At 35.3% G+C, this 22,805-nt stretch carries 20 protein-coding genes; 8 read left to right on the top strand and 12 right to left on the bottom strand.

Annotated features, from left to right (window positions below; translation table 11 throughout):
- Both LS66_RS01265 and LS66_RS01270 read left to right on the top strand, forming a co-directional pair.
- The coding region (locus LS66_RS01265; RefSeq protein WP_138091817.1) for a hemerythrin family protein at window positions 1-435 on the top strand (435 nt) is incomplete at its 5' end.
- A gap of 25 nt (window positions 436-460) precedes the next feature.
- Window positions 461-1,015 carry a hemerythrin family protein gene (locus LS66_RS01270; protein WP_011114847.1) on the top strand — a complete coding sequence of 185 codons (555 nt, stop codon included), beginning with the start codon at window positions 461-463 and terminating at the stop codon, window positions 1,013-1,015.
- 20 nt (window positions 1,016-1,035) lie between these two features.
- Here LS66_RS01270 and LS66_RS01275 read toward each other — a convergent pair whose 3' ends face one another.
- The 3 genes from LS66_RS01275 to LS66_RS01285 are packed head-to-tail and all read right to left on the bottom strand — an operon-like array spanning window position 1,036 to window position 5,935.
- Window positions 1,036-2,082 (bottom strand): CapA family protein, encoded by a 1,047-nt coding sequence (locus LS66_RS01275; RefSeq protein WP_034366740.1) that lies wholly within the window; start codon window positions 2,080-2,082, stop codon window positions 1,036-1,038.
- Window positions 2,079-3,584, bottom strand: a complete 1,506-nt coding sequence (locus tag LS66_RS01280) for a bifunctional indole-3-glycerol phosphate synthase/phosphoribosylanthranilate isomerase (protein WP_034366737.1) — start codon at window positions 3,582-3,584, stop codon at window positions 2,079-2,081. The genes LS66_RS01275 and LS66_RS01280 overlap by 4 nt, the downstream gene beginning before the upstream one ends.
- A 59-nt stretch (window positions 3,585-3,643) precedes the next feature.
- Window positions 3,644-5,935, bottom strand: a complete 2,292-nt coding sequence (locus tag LS66_RS01285) for an autotransporter outer membrane beta-barrel domain-containing protein (RefSeq protein WP_052057379.1) — start codon at window positions 5,933-5,935, stop codon at window positions 3,644-3,646.
- A gap of 249 nt (window positions 5,936-6,184) precedes the next feature.
- Between LS66_RS01285 and LS66_RS01290 the strand changes: the two genes are divergently transcribed.
- From LS66_RS01290 to hemE, 3 genes are all read left to right on the top strand, one after another.
- Complete coding sequence (locus tag LS66_RS01290; protein WP_011116714.1) at window positions 6,185-8,356, top strand: carbon starvation CstA family protein; 2,172 nt, start codon at window positions 6,185-6,187, stop codon at window positions 8,354-8,356.
- Between the two features lie 345 nt (window positions 8,357-8,701).
- Window positions 8,702-9,727, top strand: coding sequence for an aspartate-semialdehyde dehydrogenase (locus LS66_RS01295; RefSeq protein ID WP_034366734.1), 1,026 nt, complete (start codon window positions 8,702-8,704; stop codon window positions 9,725-9,727).
- A gap of 14 nt (window positions 9,728-9,741) precedes the next feature.
- Window positions 9,742-10,764: a uroporphyrinogen decarboxylase gene (hemE, locus tag LS66_RS01300; RefSeq protein ID WP_034366731.1), complete on the top strand. Its 1,023-nt coding sequence runs from the start codon at window positions 9,742-9,744 to the stop codon at window positions 10,762-10,764.
- Here hemE and LS66_RS01305 read toward each other — a convergent pair.
- The 5 genes from LS66_RS01305 to LS66_RS01325 are packed head-to-tail and all read right to left on the bottom strand — an operon-like array spanning window position 10,753 to window position 16,658.
- On the bottom strand, window positions 10,753-12,075 hold the full coding sequence (locus tag LS66_RS01305) for a hemolysin family protein (RefSeq protein ID WP_034366728.1): 1,323 nt from the start codon (window positions 12,073-12,075) through the stop codon (window positions 10,753-10,755). The two genes, hemE and LS66_RS01305, sit on opposite strands and share 12 nt — an antisense overlap.
- Before the next feature lie 60 nt (window positions 12,076-12,135).
- Complete coding sequence (locus LS66_RS01310) at window positions 12,136-13,725, bottom strand: inorganic phosphate transporter (protein WP_011116710.1); 1,590 nt, start codon at window positions 13,723-13,725, stop codon at window positions 12,136-12,138.
- An 11-nt stretch (window positions 13,726-13,736) separates the two neighbouring features.
- A complete protein-coding gene (locus LS66_RS01315; RefSeq protein WP_034366726.1) occupies window positions 13,737-15,011 on the bottom strand; it encodes a TRAP transporter large permease in 1,275 nt (424 codons plus the stop codon).
- Window positions 15,012-15,021: 10 nt separating this feature from the next.
- On the bottom strand, window positions 15,022-15,639 hold the full coding sequence (locus LS66_RS01320) for a TRAP transporter small permease (protein ID WP_011116708.1): 618 nt from the start codon (window positions 15,637-15,639) through the stop codon (window positions 15,022-15,024).
- 17 nt (window positions 15,640-15,656) lie between these two features.
- Window positions 15,657-16,658, bottom strand: a complete 1,002-nt coding sequence (locus tag LS66_RS01325; RefSeq protein WP_011116707.1) for a DctP family TRAP transporter solute-binding subunit — start codon at window positions 16,656-16,658, stop codon at window positions 15,657-15,659.
- 197 nt (window positions 16,659-16,855) lie between these two features.
- Between LS66_RS01325 and LS66_RS01330 the strand changes: the two genes are divergently transcribed.
- Genes LS66_RS01330 through LS66_RS01340 form a run of 3 tightly spaced genes read left to right on the top strand, consistent with a single transcriptional unit; the run spans window position 16,856 to window position 19,141 of the window.
- A complete protein-coding gene (locus LS66_RS01330; protein ID WP_011116706.1) occupies window positions 16,856-17,131 on the top strand; it encodes a NifU family protein in 276 nt (91 codons plus the stop codon).
- Between the two features lie 5 nt (window positions 17,132-17,136).
- A complete protein-coding gene (locus LS66_RS01335) occupies window positions 17,137-17,778 on the top strand; it encodes a hypothetical protein (protein WP_034366723.1) in 642 nt (213 codons plus the stop codon).
- On the top strand, window positions 17,750-19,141 hold the full coding sequence (locus tag LS66_RS01340; protein ID WP_034366721.1) for a UDP-N-acetylmuramoyl-L-alanyl-D-glutamate--2,6-diaminopimelate ligase: 1,392 nt from the start codon (window positions 17,750-17,752) through the stop codon (window positions 19,139-19,141). Before LS66_RS01335 ends, LS66_RS01340 begins: the two co-directional genes overlap by 29 nt.
- A gap of 2 nt (window positions 19,142-19,143) precedes the next feature.
- Here the strand turns inward: LS66_RS01340 and LS66_RS01345 are convergent, their stop codons facing one another.
- The 4 genes from LS66_RS01345 to LS66_RS01360 are packed head-to-tail and all read right to left on the bottom strand — an operon-like array spanning window position 19,144 to window position 22,715.
- Complete coding sequence (locus tag LS66_RS01345; protein ID WP_081947950.1) at window positions 19,144-20,058, bottom strand: LPP20 family lipoprotein; 915 nt, start codon at window positions 20,056-20,058, stop codon at window positions 19,144-19,146.
- 31 nt (window positions 20,059-20,089) lie between these two features.
- Window positions 20,090-20,668: an LPP20 family lipoprotein gene (locus LS66_RS01350; RefSeq protein ID WP_034366718.1), complete on the bottom strand. Its 579-nt coding sequence runs from the start codon at window positions 20,666-20,668 to the stop codon at window positions 20,090-20,092.
- A 24-nt stretch (window positions 20,669-20,692) separates the two neighbouring features.
- On the bottom strand, window positions 20,693-21,298 hold the full coding sequence (gene lpoB, locus LS66_RS01355; RefSeq protein WP_034366715.1) for a penicillin-binding protein activator LpoB: 606 nt from the start codon (window positions 21,296-21,298) through the stop codon (window positions 20,693-20,695).
- Window positions 21,291-22,715, bottom strand: a complete 1,425-nt coding sequence (locus LS66_RS01360) for a hypothetical protein (RefSeq protein ID WP_236096949.1) — start codon at window positions 22,713-22,715, stop codon at window positions 21,291-21,293. The genes lpoB and LS66_RS01360 overlap by 8 nt, the downstream gene beginning before the upstream one ends.
- Between the last annotated feature and the right edge of the window lie 90 nt (window positions 22,716-22,805).

Genomic DNA, 22,805 nt, shown 5'->3' on the forward strand with positions numbered 1-22,805 from the left:
AAAAATATTCTTATTGAGTTTTTTGATTATATGAAAACGCATTTTAAAGATGAAGAGGAATATATGAAGGCAATCGGTTTCCCTCAATTAGAAGAACATAAAAAAATACATCGTCAAATTGTCAATGATATGGCAGGTATGGTAAAAAATGTGCATTCCGTAGATGTGCTTAAAGAAATGATTGCTACAATCGCAAAAGATTGGCTTTTAACGCATATTTTACAAGAAGATATGCGGATTGAAAAATATCGTAGAAAGGCACAAAGAAATAGCCCAGTTACTCAACCTCAAAGATTCTATATTTACACTTGTGCGTGTCCAGGTAAAGAGCATAAACTCACAGAAGCAATCCATACTTTTGTCAAAAACAGCAAATCAGGTATCCATTGTAAAGAGTGTCATTGCACGATTGCATTTCAACATATATTGGAGTAGAGTAAATTAAAAGAGAGGGGGATTTATGTTGCCAGAATGGAGTGATGATTTTAGCGTTCATCATCAGATTATTGATGAACAGCACCAGAAGCTTTTTGCTCTTGCTCATAGAGCGTATAATATTGCGAATAATAATAAAAGTTTAGCAAGTGATGTGAAAAATATTCTTATTGAGTTTTTTGATTATATGAAAACGCATTTTAAAGATGAAGAGGAATATATGAAGGCAATCGGTTTCCCTCAATTAGAAGAACATAAAAAAATACATCGTCAAATTGTCAATGATATGGCAGGTATGGTAAAAAATGTGCATTCCGTAGATGTGCTTAAAGAAATGATTGCTACAATCGCAAAAGATTGGCTTTTAACGCATATTTTACAAGAAGATATGTGCTATGAAAAATATCGTGAAGAACAACAAAATGCAACTTGTGAGGTGAAATATTATTATTACACTTGTGCGTGTCCAGGTAAAGAGCATAAACTCACAGAATCTATGCACCTTTTTATCAAAAATTCCTCTCACCCTACTAATTGTCAAGAATGTCATCAACCTATTCAGTTTAAAGAGCAACGTTAGATTCTATAAATGTGCTTTATTTATAAACCAAGTTGAATATCTTGTTTGCCTTGCGTGATAATATGGGTATATTGTTTATAGATTTCTTTATAATTAGGCAAAATCGTGTTGTTGAGTTCGTCAAACCACATTAGTTTAAAATCTTTAAAATGTGGATTATAGTAATTGTAGATAAGCTCTGCACGTGGATTTGAAAGTTTAACTTTGCCATCTTGAATCTTTGTGATATGCACGCTTCCTAGCATACCAATACGTTTATTTGTGCCTCTTTGCCCAGAGATAAGGTTGCCAAGTGAATAATATACTAAAGTATTACCTATCCATTCTGCAGGCTGTACTACGTGTGGGTGTGTGCCGATTATCAAATCCACACCCAAATCTGCTAGAAACTTTGCCAAATCACGTTGTTCTTTAGAGGGAATAAAATCGTATTCAATACCCCAGTGCATTGATACCATAAGAAAATCCACTTGCGAGCGAATAGCTTTTATATCTTTTTCAAGCATAGCCTTTGTATATACATTTACTAGATATTCCTTGCCCTTTGGTAGAGGAATGCCATTTGTGCCATAAGTATAAGCCAAAAGTGCATATTTAATACCATTTTTTTGCTCAATCTTTGGTGTATTGCGTTCTAAAAATGAGTTATAACTTCCAGCAGTAAGGACAGGTTTTTCCTCCCAATAAGCTAAAGAAGAACGCACAGCCCTTTCTCCCCTATCAAGTGTATGGTTATTAGCAAGAGAGATGAGATTAAAACCTAGAGAAAGCATATTATCGCCAAATTCTTGAGGTGAGTTAAAGTTTGGGTAAGTGCTTAAACCAAGCTTTACACCCCCTAGAATCGTCTCTTGATTATAAAATGCCAAATCATATTTTTCTACCACAGGCTTTAATGCGGTGAGCATAGAACTAAAATCATAACTTCCATCTTCTTGTTTGGCATCTTTATATACAGTGGAATGAAGCAAGGCATCGCCCGCCATAATGAGATTAAGCTCTTTAGCAGTTGCAAAAACACAAATGCTCCATAGGCTAAAAATTAAGGTTACAAGTATTTTTTTCATTTTTGCTCCTTTGTGGATTTTATTGCATTTTTTAGATTGTCAAGTAAAGCACGGAGTTTGTGAATATCTTTTTTTCCTACTTCTTTTTCTATACCAGAATTAATATCAAGCAAAGTGGGCTTAAGAGCTAAAAAATCTCCAATATTGTGTGGATTGATTCCTCCTGCGATACACAAGTATCTCTCCTGTAACGAGCGCAAAACATCTTTATTGATACTTTGCCCAGAACCACCCCCTTGCGCACTTTTGGAATCTACAAGACAAAATATACCCTCATAATATGGTGTAAAATCCTCTATGTGAGCAATATTTTGCACAGGATAAAAACAAAAAAGTGCCTCTTTAAGGTCGCTCTTAGCAAATATATCAGGTGTGAGGAGATTCAATGCGTGAAGTTGAATTGCATCAATGTAGCCTTGCTGATAAAGAGATTTTGCCTCATTGAGTGCTTGTTTATCATCATTTATTACGGCTATGCGTAAAATATGTGGATAGAGTTTTTGCAAGGCTTTAGCAATGTCTTTAATCTGCTTAGATTCTATGTATCGTGGGCTGTGTTTAACAAGAATAAAACCGAGCATATCTATTTTTTCTTGCCCTACCATAAGTGCATCATCAAGATTTGTAATGCCACATATTTTAAGTAGAGGTCTAGATTGTGGGGAGTGCGCACTTAGGGATTCAAATATTTGGCGATAAAAGCGAGGTTTTTGTGTTTTGCCAAGTGTGAAAGCGTGTTTGAGAGATTGCAAAGCAGTAGTTGGATTTTTATGTGAGACAAGATAACTTCCGCAAAGTAGTCCATCAAAGTCTAAAGAGCCTGTTATAAAAGCAGAGTAAGGAGAATCTATACCGGATTCAAAGATGATTTTACTATGAGAAAGTGCATTTTTAAGTGCACAGGCTGCAGGAATATTAATCTCAAAGGTGTGAAGACTGCGCGAATTAATGCCTATAAGTGGTGCTTGAAGTGGCGCAATAAAGTCAATTTCAGCTTGAGTATGCACTTCAATAAGTGGTGTAATCCCAACTTTTAAACATTCCTCATAAATCATTTTAAAATGAGAAAATCCCCCATCTTCATTGATAAACATCGCTACAATTAGCAGCACCATATCTGCTCCAGCACGATAACTAACATCAACCTCTTGAGGATATTGAATAAAGTCTTTGCGTAGGATACAGGCATTAGGATAAGCAGATTTTACGGACATTAAATCAAGCAAGCTTCCTCCAAAATAGTGTTCCTCACAAAGCACCGAAATTGCTCCAGCACCGCCATTAAGATAATCCCCAGCAAGTTTTGTAACAGAGGGTATCTCCTTAATAGTTCCAGCTGATGGTGAAGAGCGTTTTATTTCGGCAATAAAAAAGACAGAATCTAAATGAGGTTTGATTAAAGGGTGGATTCTTTGCTTTGGAATCTCATAGCCAAAATCAAAGCCTTTAAGGGTAATATCTTGTGAGCGTTGAGTTGTGATTTTGGCTAAAACTTCTACCATATATTGTTATCCTTATGCTGTATTGAAAGAGGCGATTGTAACATATTTGAGGTAATCACCTAGAAATAATATGAGAGATTAAGTGTGCCTGAATAACTTTGAAATGCCAAGTGTGAGCGTGAATAAAGCGCATAAGCACTAAGAGAGAATTCTTTAGCTATAGGCATAGAGCCACCAAAATGAAGTGTAAGCCCAAGTGAATTTTGAGGGTTAAAGTTAAGAACTGAAGAGCCAAAATGAGCGGAAAAAGAGGAATTTGTGAGTGCATATTGAATCTGCGCTCCTCCAAAGAGAAAGTGTTGCTTTTTTAAGTAGTATTGCCCTTGTGTGCCAAGTGAGAGTTGTGGCAAATGAGAAAGCCACATAGGAGCTGTAAGCATAGCGGAGGTGGTATCTGAAACAAGATTTTCTTTGAAGGCACTTTGTAAGCCAAAAGCATAGTTAATCCCTATAAATGGCTTTATCCATAGTTTTTCAAAGCGCAATAGATGAGTGATTTGGGCTGATAAACCAAGCTCGTGATAAGAATAGCGTGTTTGAAAAGCACTGTTGTTTAATAAAAGATGTCGTTTAGCTTTGTTAAAACTAGCACCATAGTATGCAAGGAGTGAAACTTCTATATATGGTAGGGAGATTCTATCATATAAACCTATAAGAAAAGAGTTTGTGTCAAAATGAGTTTGCAAGTGGGTAAGTGTATGGGTAGCGTTTGTATTTCCATAAGCAGCAAAAGCGCTAAGAAAATGTGTCTTATAAGGAATTTGGGCACTAATATTTACACCATTAAGAGGGGATTTAAGTGAGCCACGTGAAGCAATAGAGCTTAAAGGAGCTATGTTGAAAACAGATTTGCGTGGAGGGGGCATTACTTGAGCTTTAAGCGGCATAATACTATTTTGAACTATAGCCCATATATTTAAAGGAGAGGCATAAAGGAGCATAGATTCTGCGCTTTCATTAATATTATTTCCTAGTTTTGTAAGGTAATTTTTATTGCCATAAGCATAAATACTTTGTTGTCCTATTGTATTAGGATTGTAAAGACTATCTTCAAGCGCGGTAAGAATAGTTTTTGATTGTATAGGAAGAGTGTTCATAAAAGCGTTAATAGCTTGAGTGTTTTTATTAAGTGTGATTGTTGTGCTATTTTGGTAATGACTAATTCTCGCGTTTAAAAATTCACTTTTGCTCCCATTTAGTAAGACATCTCGATTTGCATTAAGCCTGCCAGTATGCCAACCACCAGCGATTCTATGATCTGTATTAAGCGTTGCTCCTGTAATATCAACTTTGGCTATACCACGATTGGTTACATTTCCATCAATCTGCCCCATTTTCCCATTATACCAACCTAAAATAAGTGTATTATTAGCTCCGTTGTTAATTCCTCCATCAACTTTGATTGTGCCACCATAAATTTGCACACTTGAATTTTGTGTTTTTCCAAGTTCAACGCCTTGCGCATTAATAAGGTTACCCGTAATATGAATTGTTCCACCATAGTTTATAAGATTCCCTCCACCCGGGCTTGGTGCATCATTTTGCCACCAGCTTCCTTGCACTGAATCGGCACGTGGAGTGCCACCATTATAAAAATTCCCATTCACTTTGACATTGCCATAATTGATAAAATGCGAAGTGCCAAGATTTGTGATTGTTTGGCTTTGTCCTATGTTATATACATCTCCTGTAAGTTCTATTGTGCCCTTATTGTGGAGAGTATTTTGGAATCTTATTGTGCTAGAATCTAAAATCATTTGTGCATTATTATTTATAATGCCTTTAGAGCTTATTATGACAAAATCAGTATTGCTTATATTAAGTGTTGAGCCATTGCCAAGATAAAAATTTGCATTGCGTGAAAAATGCACTTTTGATGAAGGGGCAAATTCACTCGCAGGTATTTTTTCTCCTTTTTGCAAAATAATCTCAAGAGCAGCATTATTATTAAGCGTAAGCTCACCAGAGAGGGCAAATGTATGAAAATCATTTATACTTAATGTTGAATTTTCTCCTACATTAAGATGTCTCATATAAAATACAGAATGCCTATGGTTATAAGGATTTGTAGGAGTATTTGCAACGAGAGAAAGCTTCGAAGAACCATTATGGGTAGAATAGCTGAAGTCATAGCTTCCAGCATTATTGCTCATTAAGCCAAATGCGCAATATTGATTCCCACATACTGAAGTAAGAATATCGCTTCTACTCTCTCCATTTTGCAAGATAATGGAGCTTGGAAGATTTCTAGTATAGTTTTGTGCTTTGAGCGAGAAAAAAGCCATAGAAAGTAAAAACACAATGAAAAAAGTATTTGAAATTTTATATTGCACTATGTTTATGTTTTGCATAATCCCCCTTCCGTCACTTATTTATATTTAATTGAACGATTTATATTTAACTTAAAAGTATAATGCAAGTAAACTTAATTTTTTAACTATGTTATGTAGATAAATAAAGATAATTTATAGATTTTGTACTTGGTTTAATGTTACTAATCTACTCTAAAAGATAAAAAGTTAAATTCTCATTTAAATATTAGATAGGTTTTAAGTTTGAAGTATTTAAACTTAAAATTATCTAAAAAATAAAGGAGAGTTATGAACAAAATTGTAAGTATAGGAATTTGGGGACTTATCTCGCTTTTAGGCGCTTGGTGCTTTGGTGTTTTAGCATTGCATACAGGAGAAAGTATTTCAGCTGTATGGATTGTGGTAGCAGCAGTATGTATTTATGCAATAGCATATCGTTACTATTCAAAGTATATTGCTCATAAGGTGCTTGAGCTTGATGATAATCGTGCAACTCCTGCCGTTGTCAATAATGATGGACGTGATTTTTGCCCAACAAATAAAATAGTGCTTTTTGGACATCATTTTGCTGCAATTGCTGGAGCTGGTCCGCTTGTAGGTCCAATTTTAGCAGCGCAAATGGGATATTTGCCTAGTATGATTTGGATTGTGGTAGGTGTGGTGCTTGCTGGTGCAGTTCACGATTTCACGGTGCTTTTTATCTCTATGCGCCGCAATGGTAAATCTCTAGGTGAAATTATTAAATTAGAGCTTGGTAAGCCTGTAGGCTCTATTGCAATGATAGGGATTCTAGGGATTATGATGCTCATTATTGCAATTTTGGCACTTGTCGTAGTAAATGCACTTGCAGAATCTCCTTGGGGATTATTTACGATTGCGATGACGATTCCTATTGCTATTTATATGGGAATTCATATGAGATTCTTACGTCCGGGTAAAATTGGCGAAGCAAGTATTATTGGATTTGTTCTTTTGCTTCTTGCGTTGTTTTATGGACGCGATGTTGCGGCTCACCCTGAACTTGCTGAATTTTTTACACTCACACCCATTCAGCTTACTTATGTAATGATTGTATATGGATTTGTTGCGGCAATCTTGCCTGTTTGGTTTTTGCTTGCACCTCGTGATTATTTAAGCACATTTTTGAAAATCGGTGTGATTGTATTAATGGCAGGGGGTATCTTAGTAGTTGCTCCTGATGTGCAATTCCCAAGTACAACTAAGTTTGTTGATGGCACGGGACCAGTATTTAGCGGGGAGCTTTTCCCATTTCTTTTTATAACAATTGCGTGTGGAGCGATTAGCGGATTTCACGCACTTATTTCAAGTGGGACAACACCAAAAATGCTAGAAAAAGAATCTCACGCGAGAATGGTAGGCTATGGTTCTATGGTTATGGAATCTGCAGTTGCAGTTATGGCACTTGTAGCTGCTGTGATTCTTACTCCGGGCTTGTATTTTTCTATCAATGTTGCTCCTGCAGCGCTTGGAACAGCAGGCGTAAAAGATGTCGCAGAAGCTGCAGCAATAGCTGCACAGACAATTAGCCAATGGGGATTTGTGATTACTCCTGAACAAATTTTGCACACAGCACAAGAGATTGGCGAAAATAGTATTTTAAGTAAAACAGGTGGTGCGCCTACATTTGCGATTGGTTTAGCCACTATTATTTCTCAAGTGCCACTTTTTAATCAAGGTTCTATGGCATTTTGGTATCACTTTGCGATTTTGTTTGAAGCACTCTTTATTTTAACTGCTGTTGATGCAGGCACAAGAGCAGGACGCTTTATGGTGCAAGATGTATTAGGAAATGTATATAAACCTATTGGAAACATTCACTCAATGTTTTGGGGTGTTGTGGCAACACTCATTTGTGTAGTTGGTTGGGGATATATCCTTTATCAAGGTATCACAGACCCACAAGGTGGAGTAAAATCGCTTTGGACACTCTTTGGCGTATCGAATCAAATGCTTGCAGGTATGGCATTACTCACGGTTATTGTGGTGCTTTTCAAAATGGGTAAAGCAAAACAAGCGTGGGTTGCTATACTTCCTGCAGCGTGGGTGCTTTTTAGCACAATGTATGCTGGTGTATGCAAACTTCTTCCTGCAAATGGCGAAAAAGTCCATGATGCAGTTTCTCATATTGCATTGTGGCAAATCAATGGTCAAAAGGCTGCAGCAAAAATGCAAGAAATTGCAGAAGCAAAGGCTTCAGGGCTTGATGTTGATATGATTGCAAATTTAAGTGCTGAAGCAACAAAATTTGCTACAATTGCCAATAATAACTTAATCAATGCTTTCCTTTGCGGATTGTTTATGTTTATTACTTGTCTTGTTCTTATTCAATGTGTGAGGATTTGTTTGCGCTGTTCTAAAGGTACAAATGATATTCCACTTGCTGAAACTCCTTATCGTAAAGCAAGTGAATTTGAAAGGAGTATGGCAAGTATACACTAGATATACCTCTTTTAGGGGTATATTTTAATTTTAAGAATCTCGTTACTTTTGTGAGATTCTTAAGCTTGATTTAGCTCTATTTTTGTCCTTTTTTTCTTTTTATTTTTTCTGATTTCATCATTTAAGTTTATTTAAATTAATAATTAAAGCTGACAATAGAGAATCCACGATTTATCGCCCAAAGCTAATACATCAAAATTACGAAAGAGGATTTTTATTATTTACGCGCTGCTTATAAGGAGCTTTCACATAAGGTGCATAATTAATCATTAATTGAGAAAATCTTGTTATACTAGAAATTTATCGTTTACTTTAAGGATTTAATATGGGGTTAAAGGATTAAATGTGAAAGAATATGTTGTCGGTGTAGTTGGAGCAAGTGGTGCTGTAGGTGAAGAGATTTTTAATGTATTAGAAGAACATAAATTTCCTGTATCAAGGATTGTGCCATTAGCCAGTGAGCGGAGTGTAGGCAAAGAAATAGAATTTAATGCCCAAACTTACAAGATTTTAGAAACCACAGATGAAGTATTTGCAAAAGAGGGCATACATATCGCTTTTTTTTCTGCTGGTGGAGCAGTGAGTGAGCGGTTTGTGCCAAGCGCTGCCAAAGCTGGAGCAGTAGTGATTGATAATACAAGCTATTTTCGTATGGATAAAGATGTCCCATTAGTCGTGCCTGATGTGAATCCACAAGATATAGCATTTTGGGACAAAAAGGGCATTATCGCTAATCCCAATTGCTCTACAATCCAAATGGTGCAGGTACTCGCTCCTTTGCATAAGGCATTTAAGATTAAACGTGTAGATGTAAGCACTTATCAAGCTGCGAGTGGTGCAGGAAAGCGCGGTATGGAAGAGCTTGTGTTGCAAATGCAAGCATTTTTTGCTTTCAAGCTTGATGAGGCACAACCGCAAATATTCCCTCATCGCCTTGCTTTGAATGTAATTCCGCATATTGATGTATTTATGTCCAATGATTATACAAAAGAAGAAATGAAAATGATTAATGAGACGCATAAGATTATGCACGCAGATTTTCCTTTGAGTGCGACTTGTGTGCGAGTGCCTGTGTTGCGAAGTCATAGTGAATCTATAAGCATTACTTTTGAATCCGAAGTGAGCGCAAAACAAGTGCGTGAGATTCTTTTAGAATCTCCTTATATTGTGCTCTGTGATAATCCTCAAGAAAAGCTTTATCCTATGCCAATATTAGCGACTGAAACAGATCAAACTTATGTGGGACGTGTGCGTGAGGATAATTTTGATAAACATATTGTGCATTTGTGGTGTGTAGCTGACCAAATTCGTGTGGGTGCAGCAACAAATGCTGTGAGAATCGCTCAAAAGTGGATTGAAATGCAAAACTAAAGTAGGAGTAATAAATGATTTTTATTGATGCGTGTTTTAGAAAACCCACGCCTTATACGCCTATATGGCTTATGCGCCAAGCAGGTCGATATTTGAGTGAATACAAACAAACAAGAACAAAGGCTGGAAGTTTTTTAAGCTTATGCAAAAATGTAGAACTTGCTACGGAAGTAACATTGCAGCCTGTGGAGATTCTTGATGTTGATGCAGCTATTTTATTTAGCGATATTTTAGTTGTGCCTTTAGAAATGGGGTTACCCCTTGAGTTTCTCGCAGGCGAGGGTCCTAAATTTAATCGCACAATCAGCAATGTGAGTGATGTTGCGAATTTACAAGAGGGTGCGCATAAACGCCTTACTTATGTTTATGACACCCTAAGCTCTATCCGCTCTAAGCTACCAAAAGAGAAAGCACTTATAGGATTTTGTGGTTCTCCTTGGACTTTAGCAACCTATATGATTGAGGGGCAGGGGAGTAAAACTTACGCTAAAAGTAAAGCAATGCTTTATAAAGAGCCTTATATTTTGAAAACTTTGCTTGAAACTTTGAGTGAGGAGCTCAAACTTTATCTGGAGGGGCAAATCCGCGCAGGGGCAAATGCAGTGCAGATTTTTGATAGCTGGGCAAGTGCACTTGAATGTGAGGCATATTTTGAATTTAGTTGGAAATATATGAAAGATATCGCTCAATACATCAAGGGCAAATATCCACATATTCCTGTTATGCTTTTTCCTAAAGGGATTGCTGGATATTTAGATAAAATTGATGGATGTTTTGATGTCTTTGGTGTGGATTGGGGCACACCTATGGCATTAGCAAAATCATATCTTGGCGCAAAATATGTTTTACAAGGTAATCTTGAACCTTCAAGGCTTTATGATAAAGAATCTATGGAGCGTGGAATTGATGAGATTCTAAAAATTATGGGAAAAGAAAAGGGACATATCTTTAATTTAGGACACGGAATGCTTCCAGACTTACCACGCGAGAATGCTATTGCCCTTGTGCAAATGGTAAGAGAAAAATCAAAGCGTTGATGTTATTTTTGGTGTATAAGTAACTTTTAATTTTTTAATTCTTGCACCTTCCATTTCAAGCACTTCAAAAATGCAATGTTCATCAGTAATTTTATCTTTCATCATAGGTAATCGCCCAAATAATCCAAATACATAGCCTCCAATAGTGATATGGTCATTTGTATTTTTGAAAGTAATGTCAAGCATTTCTTCAATATCACTTATTTCAAGTTTTCCATCAAATTCATAAGTTTGCGCATCAATTTGCCTCATATCTTCAATTTTAAGATCGTGTTCATCAGAAATATCCCCCATAATTTCCTCAATAATATCTTCCATTGTCAAAAGTCCAGAAGTGCCACCATATTCATCAACAACAAGTGCAGTATGGACTTGCTGACGATTCATTGTATTTAAAATTTCAGAGATATGTGCGCTCTCTGGCACAATAATCATATTGCGGACAAGTTTAGAGAGATTATGCTCTTTGCCTTTTATTGCGTTTTCAAATAAATCGCGGATATGTATCATACCTAGAATATTGTCTTTGGAATCTTGATAGTAAGGATAGCGCGTGTGATTTGTTTGCAAAATAATATCAATATTTTTTTCATATCCATCTTGTGCATTTAAACATATCATATCTTTTCTGGGCGTCATAATTTCTCTAGCAAGGGTATCAGAGAAATCAACAGCGTTTTTAATAATCTCACCCTCTATAGAATCTATATAGCCTTCTTTAAGACTTTCACCTATAATAATTTTAAGTTCCTCATCGGAATGGACAGCTTCATTTTCACGTGCAGGTGAGATGTTAATAAACTTAAGAAAAAATGCTGCAAGTAAATCAAAAAGCTTAATCAATGGAGAAAAGATAATCCGAAATGTATAAAGTGGTTTGGCAATGAGAAGCACGACCGATTCTGTTTTGGCAATGGCAACTGACTTTGGCACAAGCTCTCCAAGCACAACGTGAAGAAGCGTTACGAAAACAAAAGCAATCATTGATGCAATAGAATGCACTAAAAGAGGAGAAGATTCCAAAAGATAACCAAATGGAATACTTATAAGCTTAACAAAAGCATTTTCACTAATCCAACCTAGTGCGAGAGAAGCAAGAGTGATGCCAAGTTGTGTTGCACTCAAATATGTATCAAGCGAATGAGTAATTTTTAAAGCAAGAGAAGCATTTTTAACTTCATTTTTCGCAAGTTCCTCTAGCTTTGATTTTCGTATTTTAACAATAGCAAACTCTGAAAGCACAAAAAAGGCATTAAGAAATACTAAAAATAATGCCAAAATAAGCATTAAAATGGACGAATACGGGTCCAAAAAATCTCCTTGTCTTAAAAAGTAAAGATTTAATTGTAATCAATCAAATCTTTTAAAAAACTAAATGCTAAAGCCAAGACTAGTAATCACATAATAAGTAACTCCGCCAAGGACAGCAGATACAGGCACGGTGATAAGCCAAGAAGCAATTATTTTATTAATCGCATTACGTTTTACTAACTCTTGTTTATAAGCTTTCTTAAGTGATTTTCGCTCTTTTCTATCAAAATATGGTATATCTTTGAGTTGTCTATTATTCTTAATAGATTCTAACATCAAACCTTTTTTCTTAATGCTTGCTTTATTAAAACGCTCTAAAAATGCCTCTACTTCTTGAGCATCTTTCCCCTTATGAGCTTTTATGATGATTTGCTGCATTTCATAATAGCGTTTTTTAAGATATTCACGTAAGAATCCCACACCAAATATTGCTCCAATGGCAATATGTGTTGAGCTTACAGGTAATCCAAGTTGGGAAGCCAAGAGAACAGTTAAGGCTGCGCTCATAGCGATACAAAATGCTCTTATTTTATCTAATTCAGTAATTTCGCTTCCCACCGTGCGGATAAGTCTTGGTCCATAGAGTGCAAGTCCTAGAGAAATACCAAGCCCACCTACCAGCATAATCCATAATGGTACACCTGCTTTACTTGTAGGAAGAGATTCGCTAAGATTTTTTAACGTTTCATTAATTGCTGCGAGTGGTCCAATAGCGTTGGCAACATCATTTGCTCCGTGAGCGAAGCTTAAAAGTGCTGCTGAAAAAACAAGAGGAATAGTAAACAGTGAATTAATGTCTTCTTTGGTGTTTAGGAGAGAATCTGCTTTCTTGGCTATGATAGGGCGCACGATAAAATAAACCCCAATCGCTATAATAAAGCTAATGCCTACAGATAAAACCAAATCAAGCGATGGTAATATCTTTTTTAAACCTTTGAGTATAAGGTAAAGACTAAAAGCCCAAGTCATTACAAAAACGAGAATAGGCACTACTTTTTTGGCTGCCTCACGTTTATCTTCTTTATAGGTAATGCTTTTTTTAATGATGATAAGAAAAATTACTGCAATCAAACCACCAAGCACAGGTGAGATAACCCAACTTGATACAATGCGTAAACACTCTCCCCAATTTACAATTTCAAAGCCTACTGCAACAACTCCAGCACCTAAGATTCCACCTACAAGAGAATGTGTAGTTGAAACAGGAGCTCCGATAGCAGTAGCAAGGTGTAACCATACTGCACCTGAAGCAAGCGCTGCTAGCATAAGAGCCACAAACACACTTGGGTCAGTGATATTTTGAGAATCTATAATACCTGATTTAATCGTCTCTACGACTTCTCCACCAGCGATAACTGCTCCCATAGCTTCACAAATTGCAGCAATTATAATCGCCCCTACAAGTGTAATTGCGTGGGAGCCAACTGCTGGTCCAACATTGTTTGCCACATCATTTGCTCCAATGCTCATCGCCATATAGCCACCGATGATAGTTGCAAAAACAAGTAAAAGTGTGTTATATCCTGTATGAACAAAAATTGCTATCAGAGAAATAACTAGAAAAAAGATGAGTACAATAAAAAGCTTTATACCATCTTTTTGGTTAAAGTTCTGAGCCTTTTCAATTTGCTTGACATTTTTAAACTCCATAAATCCTCCTTTTAATTGAGTTTATTAGGTAACCAAAGCGAAATATCTGGAATATAAGTTATAAGCAATAAACCCACCAACATTATTCCAAGCCAAGGAAGCACCGAAGTTGTTACATCTTTAAGGCTAAGCCCAGTAAGTGAACTTGCCACAAAAAGATTTAAACCTACAGGTGGTGTAAGCATACCTAGTTCCATATTTACAACCATTACAACACCAAAATGTATGGGGTCTATACCAAGAGCTAAGGCAATGGGCAAAAGGAGAGGTGTCATTATCATAATCACAGAGCTAGGTTCCATAAACTGCCCCATAACAAAGAGCATAATATTTACAAGGATAAGAAATACCCACCAACTCATTTGCTGCGCAATAAGAAATTCAGCTATAAGATGAGGGATTCTCTCATTGGTTAAAAAATGTGCAAATACGACTGCAAAACCTATGATAAAAAATATCATAGCTGTGGTAATAGCTGCATCTAAAAATACCGAATGAAGATTCTTGAGTTTAATATCTTTATATACAAAAACAGAGACAATAAACGCATATACTGCACTAATGCCTGCTGCTTCTGTAGCAGTAAATATACCCCCATAAATACCTCCAATGATAACAAAGACAATAAGCAATGCCCAAAATGCTTCTCTGAATTTTTGAAAACGCACTTTGAAACTTTCAGGTTTTGTCGCTTTGAAACCTAGTCGTTTTGCACCTACATACGCATAAAGCATCATCATAGTGCCAATCATTAACCCCGGAATCACTCCTGCCATAAAAAGTTTTTCAATGGAAACTTCTGCTGTTACACCATAGACAATCATTACAACTGAAGGAGGAATAAGAATCCCTAGACTTCCAGCTGATGTAATAGCACCTATGGCATAACTTTTTGGATATTTTGCATTAGCAATGGCTAAAAACATTACTGAACCTACAGCTACAACCGTAGCAGGGGAGCTACCGCTTACGGCAGCAAAAATTATACAAGCTAAAATTGCACTTATAGGTAATCCACCCGGTAAATGCCCTACAAGAGAGGTTGCAAAATTGATAATACGTTGAGCTGAACTTCCTTTACTCATAAGAGAACCTGCAAGAATAAACATAGGAATTGCCATAAGAGCAGGTTTTAAGCCATTAAACATAATTTCAGCTGAACCAATAATATTGTATGAAGTAAAAAAATACAGTGCACTAATTGCGCTTATGCCTAAAGCAACCGAAACAGGAACACCTAAAAGCAATAAACCAAATAAAGCAACCATTAGATATGCAACACTCATTAATACTCCATTAATCTTTAATCACAGAATCGTGTATCATTTCATTTTCGGCATTTTTAATTACTTTGTCTGCTTCCATCCAAGAGACTTCATAGATTTTTTCAATACAACGGTAAGTTGCACCAAAAAAAGCAAAAGGCAGACAAAGCAAAAAAATCCATAAAGGGACATTATGCAGAGCTTCGCTCATATAACCAAGAATATAATTATCATAACATACCATAGCTCCGGCATATGTCATAAAAGCAAGAAAGATTGCATTAAGCGTATGTATACCAAGCACACAAGCTTTAGCATATTGAGGAGGAAAACGCTCAAGAAGCATAGTAACACTGATATGTACGCCTTTTCTAAATCCATATGCTGCACCAAAAAGAGCTGACCACAAAAAACAATATCGTGCAATTTCTTCTGCCCAAGTCAGTGAGAGGTGGATAAAATCTGGAAATAATCCAGTGAGATAACGGCAAAATACATTTAAAGCAGTAATAAGCACCCCTACAACTAAGCCAATTACGGCAATGTTTTTATTTATAGAGGCAATAATTTTATCTAAAATGGCAAAAATTTTAAGAATGCGTGGGTTATGATGTGCCCATACAAATGGTTTAGTAATCCAAGAAAACATCAAGTTTCCTCCGCAAATTATTGCACTTGTATAATTTTTTCAATCAAATCTTGCCCAACTATATTATAAAACTTGGGATAAATAGTCTGCATAGTTTCTTTCCATAGAGCTTTTTGCTCATCATTAAGTGTGATAATTTGTGTTTTTGTTGCGTCATCCTTTTCAAGTTTTTTAAGAAATAGTTTTTCTTCTTTTGCACTTTCTTCTCGTTCAAACTCTGTAGCTTCGTGGAGAGCTTGCTTAAAAATTTCTTTTAAATCATCAGGAAGCTCCTTCCAAAATTTATCACTCACCACAACTAGATAACCTAAATAGCCGTGATTTGAAAGTGTAACAGAGCTTTGCACTTCATAAAATTTAGAATTATAGAAGTTAGAGAGAGGATTTTCGGCTGCATCAACTACGCCTGTAGAAAGTGCAGAATATACTTCACCAAATGGTAATACTTGAGGAATAGCACCAATGGCTTTTGTTTGCTCCTCTAGCACTTTAGAGCTCATAATTCTCATTTTTTGTCCCTTAGCATCTTCAGGCACAATAATAGGCTTTTTATTGGTGCTAAATTGTTTAAAACCAGCGTCCCAATAATCAAGAGCAATAATACCACGTTGTGAAATAACATCTTTTAGAATCTGACCAACTTCTCCATCCATAACTTTATGCAAATGGTTTGTATCACGGAATAAAAATGGAATATCCCATATATTAAATTCTTTGGCAATAGGTGTAAATTTTGAAAAACTTGGTGCTGCCATTTGAATATTATTGCGTGTAAGTTCTTGGAATACTTTATCATCATCTACAAGTTGTGCACTTGGAAATACTTCTACTTTGATTTTAGCGCCACTAAGTTCATTTACGCGTTTGGCAAAAAAATCAGCAGCTTTACCCTTAGGAGTATTACTACTTACAACGTGAGCAAATTTCACTTTATAGCTTTCTTGTGTTTTATCTTCACTACAGCCCAAAAAACCAAAACCTATGATGCAACCTAAGATTAATGCCAACATTTTGTTCATAATTTTACTCCTTAATATTATCTTAGTTTTCTAGCTTTTATTCTATAAGGATTTATTATAAATAATAAAGAGGGTTTTGAGGTTTTTTACTTTAAAATTATCATTTTGTATCATTTATAAACAATTCTTTGATTTTCTAGTATTTGAAAAAATACGTTAAAATTGTATATTAAATTATAGAATCATAAGGAGTTTGAGTGTTTCCTTTTAGTGATGAAGAGCTTAAAATGCCTGTTGAAATAGTTATCCAAAAAGTGCGTCCTACACTTACGCTTGATGGCGGTGATATTACTTTACTTGGTATTAAAGATGCAAAAGTATATGTGCGCCTTGAAGGTGCGTGCAAAGGGTGTCCGAGTTCAGCAAATACGCTTAAATATGCCATTGAGAATCGTCTTAAAGAGGAAATTCACCCTGATATAGCTATTGTTAATGTTCAACACGGAAAAGAAGCAGATTTTCAAATAGGATAGAATTTATGGAATCAATCAAGCTAACTGATACGCGCACACGTCAAGTTATCAATAAAAACAATAAAAAAGCTTTTGATTTTTTTGCCGCTAAGCAGTATAAAAAAGCTTTTGGATTTTTTGCACATAATTTAAGTCTTGAACCTAATAATACAGAATCCACTATTGGTGTACTTCTTTCGGATATGGCTCAAGATTTTGAAGAACAAGCTCTTGGTTTATATGAGTATTATCAAATTTTGCTTTCACAAGAAATAAGCAAGAGTAAGGCGAGAGAACAAATGCTTAAAACCATTCGCAGTTTTGATAAAAGCACTAATAAAATTTTTAATATGATAAAGCATATTGAAAATTTACGTGCTGATGCGATTAATGGCATCTTATATCAGGATTTCAAACAAATTGTCCAAGACAAGCAGAACTTTAAAGAAGCTTTTGAAGACTTAATCTTTAGTACTAAAATTATTTTTACAAACAAGAATGAGTTTTATGAATTTCTTAATCAACTTGTAGAAAATAATTATCAAGATATGTCAATGGAATATATTGAATATATGGAATCTTTAAAAAAAAGTGTTATTTACGATAAAGAGATTGAGAAGATTCTCCAAAAGGTAGCTGATGATAATCAAAAAAAACGTAAGTTATAAGGATAGAAGCTTTATAGCTCTGACAGATGATACACGAGTGATAGAATCCCTCTTAAAAGGTGAGGGTGATAAATTTGGCTTGCAAAAAGATACAGATACAGACAAGGTTTTATTCGTAAAGAATAAACAAAATAAAAACTTTATTACGCCTCAAATAGCACAATCTTGCTCTATGGTAGAATCTTATGAACTTAACGATATTCTTATGGCAAATTTTTCTCATAATTCACCAAATATTGTAGGTATCACTGGCACAAATGGAAAAACAACCACCGCAGCTATTATTTACTCTATTTTGCTTGATTTGGGATTTAATGTTGCCTTGCTTGGCACAAGAGGTTTTTTTATTAATGAGCATAGGATTAAACCTAAAGGCTTGACAACTCCAAGTATGCTTGAGCTATATGAAAATCTTTGTATAGCAATGGAGCAAAAGTGTAATTTTTTTATTATGGAAGTAAGCTCCCACGCTATTGAACAAGAACGCATAGCCGGACTTGATTTTGCGCTTAAGATTCTCACAAATATTACAAGTGATCATTTGGATTATCATAAGAGTGTAGAAGAATATCGGCGCATTAAAAATAGCTTTTTTGAAGGTGAAGGTAGAAAACTCCTCAATGCTGATGAGCCCTATATATATTGCACTGATAAAGCAGCATATTTCTATGGCATAGAAAAAAAAGGAAATTTAAGCGTTGATGTATATGCACTTGAAAATGGTATTGATGGGTATATTTCGTGGAGAGAACGAGATTATAAGACAAATGAACAAAGTGCAATACAAGCGCATTTGTATGGAAAGCATAACCTGTATAATACCCTTGCTGCTATTGGAGCAGTAAAGATTCTCACTCAAGAACCACTAGAGCGAATAGCGGAGGCATTAGAACATTTTGGTGGCGTGAGCGGACGTATGGAGGTAGTGCATAATATGCCTCTTGTTATTGTGGATTTTGCTCACACATACGATGGTATGTATCAAATCTTTGAGAGTTTTAGGCATTGTAAAATAGCTGTTGTTTTTGGGGCAGGTGGTGATAGAGATAAATCTAAACGCCCTAAAATGGGAGCTTGTGCGCAACAATTTGCACATAAAATTTATATCACAAGCGACAATCCACGCACAGAATCCCCAAAAAGCATTATTGAGGATATTTTGAGTGGTATGCAAGATGGAGAATATGTATTTGTTGAAGCAGATCGCAAAAAAGCAATTTATATGGCGCTAGAATCCTTAGAATCTGATGAAGTGCTTTTGATTTTAGGCAAAGGCGATGAAGATTATCAAATTATTGGTAATGAAAAAATATATTTTGATGATAGGGAAGTAGTGCGCAACTATTTTGCAAGCTGCACATAGTTTTATTGCTCAATCCATTCTTGTATTTTTTTATATAACTGAACACTTACGCGCTGTGAAGCGAAACGCAATGCCTCTTGCACATTGGTAGCATTATGAGTATAGCTTACATTTGTATTAAATATGGGATTATTGCGACAATCAAATATGGTAAAAATTATATTAATTTTTACACCTTCGTTGTTGTTGCTTACTTGCACTTTAGCTTTTAGAATTTGGTTTGCTTGAGAATCAAAGCTGTAAAAATGTCCCAATTCCTTTGCCAAATTATTATAAATTATTTCATTAGTCAAATTACTTTCAATAACAAGCTTCGCATTAGGTTGTGGTGTATTTGCGGCAAGGATATTTTCAAAATTATTAAGTGGTTTGCTTGTAGTTCCTAATGTTTGGAGTAGTGTAGCATACAGGTGTAAAGTTTCTAAATTTTTCTCAATCTGTATTTTATCTTTAATAGAAATTGTGTTGCATTGAGTAATACGAGAAAGATTAAGGGAGTTATATACGGTATTGAACTTTTTTTGGAACTGCTTAATAAGAGTAGCTTTATGAACTTTTGCTTCTACATAAAATATACCATTTTCAAATGCACTACGTGAATATTGCACATCATTTAATTCAATTCCTGCACTATCAAGATATACCTCATTGCTTGAATTATGAGTGATAAGATTATTTTGTCTTTTTATATTGGAGCTAAATTGTGTGCTTACTTGGACATTGATTTGGGTAATAATATCACTCAAAGCATTAGCTTGAGCAGTATTGAGACTATTTGCACTTCCAAAACCAATGAGTTGGGTTTCATTTGTTGAGGATTTACCATACCAAGAAGGAGGCTTAGGCGAACTACCAAAGCAACCTCCATATATAATGATAATATATATGGGGAGTATGATTCTTAGCAATGACATCATATTTAATTTATTTTAGTTTTCAAATTTAGCATTACCGAATCAAAAATGATCTTGCAGCCTCTTGTCTTATATTGCTTGGAAGAGAACTTTTGTTAATTTCTCTCTTTACATTAGCTTGAAGCTTGGCTTTAAGCTCCGGATTAAGTTTAATAAGCACAAAGATTTTGGTTGCATCTTTGGTAATCCAAGTATCGGTTTGCTTTGTTCCACTAAGAGTTTGAGAAACACCCTGTTTTATGATTTGTTCACTAGCTTTAGAAACCTGCGCATCTTGGACTGAAGAACCCATAGTTACACTTGCTGCACGATTTATTACGCCTTCAACCTCTGTAGCTACTTGTCGTGCAAGTTCATCTCTAGCTAAAGCTAATGCTTCTGTGCGTGCATAGCCCAAATCACCATTAATAATATCAGCAATTCCTACGGCGCTCATATCACCTTGCCCACCATTGAGCACCCAATTTGGTGCACCTTGAATACTAAGAGCTTGAAGTGCTTTTTTATCGATACTCTTACCACCAACACCAAGTGCATCATCTTTATTGGCGCAGCCTATAATAAGCAACCCTGTAACAATGCCTCCAAATAAAACTTTTGTATGTGTTTTCATAAATGCCTCCTAAAATTTAGTTATTTACCAGTTTACAGATGAATTTGAGCCAAGCTTAATGATATTTACCTCATTGTCCCAAACAACAAGACCATCTTTAATATTGGTAAGTGTGAGAAGGAAATAATAGTCAGTGCGCTGCTTTGAGCCAATTTTAGTATTTTTTTGCACAATTTTTCCTGATAGAGAAAATTCTGGGGCTTTTAATGTGCCTTTTTCAATTGTAGTGTGTTGGTCAAATTCATCATTATCACGCACACTCCTACCCATCGTAATACCTTTATCTTTTTTATTTCCTACTGCGAGAGTAAGAACAAATTTTCCACTATTACGCATATCACGTGTTACTTTCCGAGTAAGCTGTTCTGTATCAATAGTTTGCATAGTATCATTAATGACATTTGATATCATTAATACTTTAGGAGAGCCTGTGCGAGAAAGATTGCGCACATAGTTACTATTGAGTAAAGAACGAACACTATCACTTGCTGCTTTTTCAATGTCGTGATAATCAAGCCCCATACTTGTATAAGATTTAGAATCTGCTGTATTAATATATTTTGGTGATGTGCTACAACCTACCATAAATAATGCACCTATGGTTATAAGACATAAAAAAGCTTTATTCATCAATGTTACCGCCCTTTAAGATTCTATAAGTTGGATTATTACCCTTGACGCGTAAATATAGAATGTTATCGTTTTTTTCACATAAAGTAATAATATTTTTTATTTTTTGCGTATTTTTTTGTAAAGATGTTTCTTTTATACACTCAAAATGCACATTATAAAGTGGACGATTATCAGCCTGAAGCATAAATTTACCCACATTATTTGGAATTTGTAGTACAAGGACACGTTTAGGTAAAGCCGTAGCAATACGCACATCAGCACTTGTTGTGCTCATAGAATAAAGTGCACCTGCTAAAGCTCCTATTGTGCCAAATTGATTATCCAATACATTTTGAGTAATTGATTTGAGTATAGCAGAAGAGATTGTGCGCGTAAGAATAAAGGGGAGTTGCTTATTAAATTCATTTGCAATCACTTTATCTAAATCAGCTACTTCAGAGGCTTTAAAATTTTGTTGTTCTATGCTTTGAGCTTGATATATGCGAGCACTTATTTTTCCTTCTACAAGCATTGGTATAGCAACACCTACGTGCAAGACATTATTGCTAACATAAAATGTAGGTAAATTAACTGACATATCCTGTTTATGCGCACTTTGCCCATCTTCAATAATAAACCAAGTATATCTAGCATCTGTATTACTATTTTTACGCTTTTGCATTATTTGCAAGTCTTGATTAATGATTGAGGCGTGATTAATCCCATAAGATTCTTTGTATAAATCCATTGCTTTATTGTAATCTTCTTCAAGCATAAAAAAAAGTGCAGAAACATAACTTACTGCAGGATTGATAAAGCCCTCATAAGCTTGAAAATTTTTTAAATTGCTGTATTCTTTTTGTAAAAGAGAAGAGATAGAAGAGTGAGTATCAACTTGCTGAAGATTTCTATTTTGTGCATTTTGTTTATGTTCTTGTGCAAGAGCTTTTTGAATATCTTTATTAAAATAATCTTTAGCACGACGTTGTCTGTCATTTGCACGATTAAATTCTACACGTGCACGAGCATAGTCTTTTTGCGACATAGTATTGAGTGCCTTATAATAATTGAACATAACGCCCTCATAAATATTGCCACGATAATCTCTAATATTTTCATTAACAAGCACTGAACCTACACTGCCAAATATGCCACCCATTAAACCTTCTGATTCATATTTGCTAAAGAGTGTTTCACCTTGTTCTAAAAGATTTAGAGTATCTTCTTGATGTGAAGTAAATGCACTCACACCCGCTTGAAGATTCCATAATACATCTCCAGATTTTCCGGCTTTGTCTTTGGCATATTTATAGGCTTTTTCATCATTGCCACCGTAGTAATATTTATTAAATGATTGTAAAGAATCGTGGTGTGAGCAAGCAGTCATAAAAATTATAGTAATCCATAGCATACTTATGAATACAATTTGTCTCAAATGATTCTCTCTAAAATGTTAAGATTTAAGTAGTTTTGGATTCTAATCTTTTAATATTTAAGATTCACTTTAATTTCACATTTTTTCAAT

This window comes from Helicobacter sp. MIT 03-1614, assembly GCF_000762925.2.
GTDB classification, from domain to species: domain Bacteria; phylum Campylobacterota; class Campylobacteria; order Campylobacterales; family Helicobacteraceae; genus Helicobacter_C; species Helicobacter_C hepaticus.

Bases quoted from the DNA above. Each gene is read 5' to 3' on its own strand.
- hemE (WP_034366731.1), top strand. From the start codon at position 9,742: ATGATTTTTATTGATGCGTGTTTTAGAAAACCCACGCCTTATACGCCT.
- LS66_RS01325 (WP_011116707.1), bottom strand. From the start codon at position 16,658: ATGAACAAAATGTTGGCATTAATCTTAGGTTGCATCATAGGTTTTGGT.
- lpoB (WP_034366715.1), bottom strand. From the start codon at position 21,298: ATGAATAAAGCTTTTTTATGTCTTATAACCATAGGTGCATTATTTATG.
- LS66_RS01315 (WP_034366726.1), bottom strand. From the start codon at position 15,011: ATGAGTGTTGCATATCTAATGGTTGCTTTATTTGGTTTATTGCTTTTA.
- LS66_RS01280 (WP_034366737.1), bottom strand. From the start codon at position 3,584: ATGGTAGAAGTTTTAGCCAAAATCACAACTCAACGCTCACAAGATATT.
- LS66_RS01290 (WP_011116714.1), top strand. From the start codon at position 6,185: ATGAACAAAATTGTAAGTATAGGAATTTGGGGACTTATCTCGCTTTTA.
- LS66_RS01310 (WP_011116710.1), bottom strand. From the start codon at position 13,725: ATGGAGTTTAAAAATGTCAAGCAAATTGAAAAGGCTCAGAACTTTAAC.
- LS66_RS01350 (WP_034366718.1), bottom strand. From the start codon at position 20,668: ATGAAAACACATACAAAAGTTTTATTTGGAGGCATTGTTACAGGGTTG.
- LS66_RS01270 (WP_011114847.1), top strand. From the start codon at position 461: ATGTTGCCAGAATGGAGTGATGATTTTAGCGTTCATCATCAGATTATT.
- LS66_RS01345 (WP_081947950.1), bottom strand. From the start codon at position 20,058: ATGATGTCATTGCTAAGAATCATACTCCCCATATATATTATCATTATA.
- LS66_RS01275 (WP_034366740.1), bottom strand. From the start codon at position 2,082: ATGAAAAAAATACTTGTAACCTTAATTTTTAGCCTATGGAGCATTTGT.
- LS66_RS01340 (WP_034366721.1), top strand. From the start codon at position 17,750: ATGATAATCAAAAAAAACGTAAGTTATAAGGATAGAAGCTTTATAGCT.
- LS66_RS01285 (WP_052057379.1), bottom strand. From the start codon at position 5,935: ATGCAAAACATAAACATAGTGCAATATAAAATTTCAAATACTTTTTTC.
- LS66_RS01320 (WP_011116708.1), bottom strand. From the start codon at position 15,639: ATGTTTTCTTGGATTACTAAACCATTTGTATGGGCACATCATAACCCA.
- LS66_RS01335 (WP_034366723.1), top strand. From the start codon at position 17,137: ATGGAATCAATCAAGCTAACTGATACGCGCACACGTCAAGTTATCAAT.